The 5680-nt window shown below is 43.2% G+C and carries 5 protein-coding genes and 4 tRNA genes; 3 read left to right on the top strand and 6 right to left on the bottom strand.

Annotated features, from left to right (window positions below):
- Positions 1-102 precede the first annotated feature (102 nt).
- The 4 genes from VOR_RS0106875 to VOR_RS0106860 form a co-directional block, all read right to left on the bottom strand.
- Positions 103-178, bottom strand: a tRNA-Thr gene (locus VOR_RS0106875).
- A gap of 10 nt (positions 179-188) precedes the next feature.
- Positions 189-263: transfer RNA gene (locus VOR_RS0106870), tRNA-Gly, on the bottom strand.
- Positions 264-297: 34 nt separating this feature from the next.
- Positions 298-382, bottom strand: a tRNA-Tyr gene (locus tag VOR_RS0106865).
- Between the two features lie 30 nt (positions 383-412).
- Positions 413-488, bottom strand: a tRNA-Thr gene (locus VOR_RS0106860).
- A 207-nt stretch (positions 489-695) separates the two neighbouring features.
- Between VOR_RS0106860 and coaA the strand changes: the two genes are divergently transcribed.
- Entirely contained in the window at positions 696-1619 is a 924-nt protein-coding gene (coaA, locus tag VOR_RS0106855; protein WP_010318972.1) for a type I pantothenate kinase, read from the top strand.
- A gap of 13 nt (positions 1620-1632) precedes the next feature.
- On the opposite strand, the gene birA is transcribed toward coaA, so the two are convergent.
- Together birA and murB are read right to left on the bottom strand one after the other, a co-directional pair.
- Positions 1633-2595 carry a bifunctional biotin--[acetyl-CoA-carboxylase] ligase/biotin operon repressor BirA gene (birA, locus tag VOR_RS0106850; RefSeq protein WP_010318971.1) on the bottom strand — a complete coding sequence of 321 codons (963 nt, stop codon included), beginning with the start codon at positions 2593-2595 and terminating at the stop codon, positions 1633-1635.
- Positions 2592-3638 carry a UDP-N-acetylmuramate dehydrogenase gene (gene murB, locus VOR_RS0106845; protein WP_010318970.1) on the bottom strand — a complete coding sequence of 349 codons (1047 nt, stop codon included), beginning with the start codon at positions 3636-3638 and terminating at the stop codon, positions 2592-2594. Before murB ends, birA begins: the two co-directional genes overlap by 4 nt.
- 65 nt (positions 3639-3703) lie before the next feature.
- On the opposite strand from murB, the gene VOR_RS0106840 reads away from it, so the two are divergent.
- A complete protein-coding gene (locus VOR_RS0106840; RefSeq protein ID WP_010318969.1) occupies positions 3704-4129 on the top strand; it encodes a GNAT family N-acetyltransferase in 426 nt (141 codons plus the stop codon).
- Positions 4130-4227: 98 nt separating this feature from the next.
- A complete protein-coding gene (gene pssA / locus VOR_RS0106835) occupies positions 4228-5568 on the top strand; it encodes a CDP-diacylglycerol--serine O-phosphatidyltransferase (RefSeq protein WP_010318968.1) in 1341 nt (446 codons plus the stop codon).
- Positions 5569-5680 lie beyond the last annotated feature (112 nt).

Here is a 5680-nt window from a genome sequence, read left to right as displayed (position 1 = left end):
TGAGTTGTCCCTCTAGGTACGGATTTAGGTGGCTTTGATGACCACGCAACCAAAATTATTGGTAAGGAGTATATATCAAAAGGAGATAATTGCTTTGAGAGCTGGTGCTGATACCCAGAGTTGAACTGGGGACCTCACCCTTACCAAGGGTGCGCTCTACCGACTGAGCTATATCAGCACTCAAAAATTGGAGCGGGCAGCGGGAATCGAACCCGCATCATCAGCTTGGAAGGCTGAGGTAATAGCCATTATACGATGCCCGCACACGTAACTCTGAGAGCTATTTCCTTAAGAATATGGTGGAGGGGGACGGATTCGAACCATCGAAGGCGTAGCCGGCAGATTTACAGTCTGCTCCCTTTGGCCACTCGGGATCCCCTCCAAATTTTTCCTTCATTCTTTCGAAAAAGAATGGTGCCGACTACCGGAATCGAACTGGTGACCTACTGATTACAAGTCAGTTGCTCTACCTACTGAGCTAAGTCGGCATAAGTGGAGCGCATTCTATTGAATGATGCTCAGCCTTGCAAGCCTAAATATTAAAAAAAAACCAATTTCCCATAAATCTCGCCTGTTCGTTGCTTTTTCAAGCAAAATGCGTTTTCTCACTCAATTCTATCGTTTAAGGCATTTCCATTCTTTTCACCTTAATGTATGTTTCATCCTCTTCTTTTTCTGTCATCGTTAGGTATTTTATGGGTCCTTATATCTCTTTTGATCGCAATCAATGGGCCGAGCTACGTAACTCTGTCCCGATGACTCTCTCTGAGGCTGACTTAAAAGAGCTACAAGGTATTAATGAAAACCTAACGATGAAGGAAACAGCTGAGATTTATCTGCCTTTAGCTCGCTTGCTTAATTTATACGTGGCCGCCAGACAAAGCCGAAATGCGGTTTTGCATCAATTTCTCGGTAATACCGATATATCGCCTCCTTTTATCATTGGCATCGCAGGAAGTGTCGCTGTTGGGAAAAGTACCACGGCGCGTTTGTTAAAAGCGCTTCTTTCACGCTGGGAGAATCATCCCAAAGTTGAACTGATTACGACAGATGGGTTTCTTTTTCCCAACAAAATTCTTAATGAAAGAGGAATTATGGGAAAAAAGGGGTTTCCTGAATCTTATGATATGAAACGTCTGGTACAGTTTGTGTCGGATGTTAAAGCAGGAAAAAGAAATGTAAGCGCGCCGATCTATTCACATCTTACTTACGACATCACCACTGAAGAGAAAGTCGTCGATAGGCCAGATGTGTTGATCATCGAAGGATTGAACGTCTTGCAAAGCGGCATGGATTATCCACACGATCCACATCGAGTGTTTATCTCTGATTTCTTAGATTTCTCACTGTATGTCGATGCGGACAGTCAACTTATTGAAAAGTGGTATGTTGAACGCTTTATGAAGTTTCGTCACAGCGCCTTTAAGGAGACGGGATCGTACTTTAGCCACTACACAAAACTGTCTGAGCTAGAGGCGAGAGAAAAAGCTGAGAGCATTTGGCACTCGATCAACGGTAAAAATCTGCAACATAATATTTTACCGACCAAAGAGCGTGCTCAGTTAGTTTTGCGTAAAGGCCTCAATCATACCGTGGAAGAGATACTACTAAGAAAATAGTTTGGTAAAGCGGTTACTCTGCCTTGCGTAACGATATTTCGCCACCAATGTAACTCTCCATTCCATTCTCTGTTTCTAGCAACACCGCTCCATATTCGTTGATCCCGTGCACCACGCCATAGACCTCTTTGGGGCCCATAAGCAGTTTAACTTTTCGACCAATAAAGTTATCGAGTCGATTCCAGCGCGGTATAAAATCCTTCATCCCATAAAGCTCGTAATCACGTAGCGCTTGGTCTAATGATTGAATAAAGACAATCGCGAGCAAGTTCCTGTCTATTTTCAGACCGGCGGCTACCTGCGACAAACTTGCCCATGGCTGGTCAATGGCTTGCTCATTTTCGGGCATGAAAATGTTCATTCCCATCCCAATCACTAAATGTGCCGCTGCGCCAGCCTGCCCTGTCATTTCTACTAAAATGCCCGCCAGCTTTCTATCCTGAAAATAGAGGTCGTTCGGCCACTTAAGCCTTACACCGTCAAATCCGATGCTTGCTAGCGCTTCCACAATCGCGACCCCGACCACAAGGCTAAGCCCCATTGCGGCCGCCATCCCAGCGTCGAGTCGCCAGTACATGGAAACATAAAGATTGCTGCCAAAAGGCGATATCCACTGACGCCCACGCCGACCCCGGCCATTAGCCTGATACTCTGCTAAGCAAACGCTGCCCGAAGCAAGGTTATCTACACGTTCTAACAGGTATTGGTTGGTTGAATCGATAATGGGGAAAAGCTCGACAGGGTTACGCACGGCATTTTGGATCTGTGTCGCATCAAGTAAATTCAGTGATTGAGCAAGCTGATAGCCTTTGCCTTGGACGCGGAAAATATCAATTCCCCACTCCTGAATCCCTTTAATATGCTTACTTACTGCAGCGCGAGAAATACCAAGTTCGGCTCCTAGCAACTCACCAGAACAAAACTCGCCACTGGCTAGATGACGAAGTAATGATAGTTTGACACTGTGCTCTTTCACTTTAATTCCTTAGCAAGATGCTCAAGGTTCGTTTCACCAATCGCATCTAAAAATCGAACTTCATGCTCTAAAGATATCGAAAATTTATCCTGAACTGCTATGCAAACTTTAATCGCTAGTTGAATGACATCAAAGGCTGTAGCGCTACCTTTATTTACCAACACTAAAGCTTGCTTCGGATGCACTTGAGCATCACCTAAGCTATACCCTTTGAGCCCACACTGATCAATCAACCAACCGGCCGCTACTTTTCTGCCTTCTTCCACGGGGTAAGAAACAAGATCGGGATAACTCTCAAGCAGAGCCTGCCAATGTTCTAAACTAATAATTGGATTTTTAAAGAAGCTTCCTGCGTTACCTAGCACCCGCGGATCGGGTAATTTGGCGTTGCGAGTAGCGCATACCCGTTTATAAATATCAATAGCTTGGCAAGTATGACTATCCAGTTCTTGCAAAGGCCCGTAATTAAGCACGGGTTGCCATTGCTTCAATAACTTTAGTCCTACCGCTACAACGATCGCGTTACTGTGCAAAGCGTGCTTAAAAATAGAATCACGATAACCAAATAGACATTGTTTAGCGCTCAGGCGCTTGACGGTTAAAGAGTCTAAACAGAGATAATCAACGTAATCACACACATCTTGAAACTCTACACCATAAGCGCCAATATTTTGGATAGGAGCAGAACCGGCACAGCCAGGTATCAAAGCCAAATTTTCAAGTCCTGCAATATTTTGCTTCACTGCCCATTCAACAAGTGAAGGCCAATCCTCACCACCAGAAACATGCAAATAGTGGTAATTGTCATCCTGCGTGTGCTGTAGCCCTTTCAGTTGGTTGCTTAAAACCATTCCTTGAAAATCACAAGTAAAAAGGACATTGCTACCTTTTCCTAACATCAACTTAGGCAAAGTCTGCCATTCTGCGCTCTGGTAAATTTCAACCAAATCTTGCACAGAGAAAACTTCAGCTAATAATTGACAAGATTGTTCTAGGCCAAAAGTGTGGTATTTTTTTAAGCTCGCATTGGGATGTAATTGCATGGCATTCTATGGATAAATTAAACTGACACCATTCTACAACAGATAACTATTCGAAGCAGGAAGAAATGTGGCAACTACAATTTGACATACTCCCCCCGATAAAACTTCCTTTGATCAAACGAATATACAAAGAACATTACCCTTCAGCAAAAGCTAGGAAAGATGAATTGTGTGTTATAGGCACGCTCGATGGGCAGATATCTGCTGTTGTCAGATTTAAAAATATTGATGTATATCGATTACTGACCGGCATGCTTGTGCTGCCAGAAAACCAAAAAAAAGGGATTGGGTCGCAGTTGCTCAATTATTGCAGCGAGAATATTCTCAATAATCAGGATTATTGCTTCGCATACGCTCATCTTGAGCCCTTTTATGCTCGTCATGGTTTTCACTCCATAATGACAGAGGAACTACCAATAGCTCTTATGCAACGGTTTGAGCGCTATATATCCAGTGGTAAAGATCTCATTCCTATGAGATACCTAGGCTAGTATGACGAGAATGCGCGGCTTTTCTAGCAATTGAACCGTTGAATTTGGTAATATCCCCAGTTCGCAATTTTGCAAATAAGTAAGGTAAATCATCCAATATGATTTCTCATAGAAACCCATTCGAGCGATTGCCGACCATCGCACAATCACCGGATCATTTTGAAGTTTTATTTTCGGCAAAAGAATTTAAAAATCATCTGATCCAGTCGATCCGTCAGGCAAGTAAACGAATCTATCTTGTAGCGCTGTATTTAGAAGATGACGAAGCAGGCAGAGAAGTGTTAACGGAGCTCTATAATGCCAAGCAAAGAAACCCTGGCTTAGATATTGCGATTTGCGTTGATTGGCATAGAGCGCAACGTGGATTAATTGGTGCGGCCGCTTCGGAAGGCAATGCTTCAATGTATCAAGAGTTCTCTCAGAACCACGAACACGCCATTCCTGTATACGGCATCCCTGTACGAGGCCGCGAAGTTTTTGGTGTTTTACATCTCAAAGGTTTTATTGTCGACGACCAGGTGATCTATAGCGGAGCAAGCCTTAATAACGTTTATTTGCATCACAAAGAGCGCTATCGATTCGACCGCTATCACACCATCGACAACCAATCTCTTGCCGATAGCATGGTACAATTTATTCAGCAAAAAATGATAAGTCATCCTGCTGTCAATGACTTATCAAACACATCGAAGCCAACGACGAAAGATATCAAAATTGATATTCGGCAATTTAGAGCCTCTCTAGCAACAGCAAACTATGAGTTTGAGTCACAAATCCCAACAGCCGACCAAGTGGCTTTGACGCCACTGGTAGGTATTGGAAAGCGTCGAAATAAACTCAACCACAATATTAACCAACTGATCGCTCATGCTAAAGATGAAGTCTTTATCTGCACTCCGTATTTCAATTTTCCAAAAAGTGTCGCTAAAGAAGTTAAGAAAGCATTGAAACGGGGTGTGAAAGTTCACATTATCGTTGGCGATAAAACGGCAAACGACTTCTATATTTCCCCAGAGCAAACCTTCAAGACAATCGGCGGCTTACCTTATTTATATGAGCTTAATCTACGCCGTTTTGCCAAAGTAAATGAAGCCCATATTGCCAGTCGAAATCTTTCTATCCATCTCTGGAAACATGAAGAGAATAGCTTCCATCTAAAAGGCGTATGGGTGGATAAGCGCTACATGTTGATCACTGGTAATAACTTAAATCCAAGAGCATGGAAGCTCGATCTCGAAAATGCCATTCTGATCCAAGATCACTATCACCATTTAACACCTAAGTTTGAGCAAGAGATCGACAACATCCTTCGACACACTCAACTTGTTTGTACCTACAAGCAACTAGAGAAGATAGAAAACTACCCTGATGCGGTACAAAAACTACTACGCAAAGTGACACGACTCAAAGCTGATAGAGTACTCAAACAGATTCTGTAAAGCACAACACTAGACGATTAGCCGACACAACGTGTCGGCTTTTTTATATGCCTACACGTTGTTTTCATATGGCTATTGATTGAGATAGTAGGTATGCGCCCCATGATCCCAC

Origin of the sequence: Vibrio ordalii ATCC 33509 (assembly GCA_000257205.1) — a bacterium.
GTDB lineage: Bacteria > Pseudomonadota > Gammaproteobacteria > Enterobacterales > Vibrionaceae > Vibrio > Vibrio ordalii.
This window is presented reverse-complemented; position numbering and strand designations above follow the sequence as displayed.

What these genes read in the sequence shown, in the direction of transcription:
- coaA (WP_010318972.1), top strand. Translation starts at nt 696, where the DNA reads ATGGGTCCTTATATCTCTTTTGATCGCAATCAATGGGCCGAGCTACGT.
- VOR_RS0106840 (WP_010318969.1), top strand. Translation starts at nt 3,704, where the DNA reads ATGTGGCAACTACAATTTGACATACTCCCCCCGATAAAACTTCCTTTG.
- pssA (WP_010318968.1), top strand. Translation starts at nt 4,228, where the DNA reads ATGATTTCTCATAGAAACCCATTCGAGCGATTGCCGACCATCGCACAA.
- murB (WP_010318970.1), bottom strand. Translation starts at nt 3,638, where the DNA reads ATGCAATTACATCCCAATGCGAGCTTAAAAAAATACCACACTTTTGGC.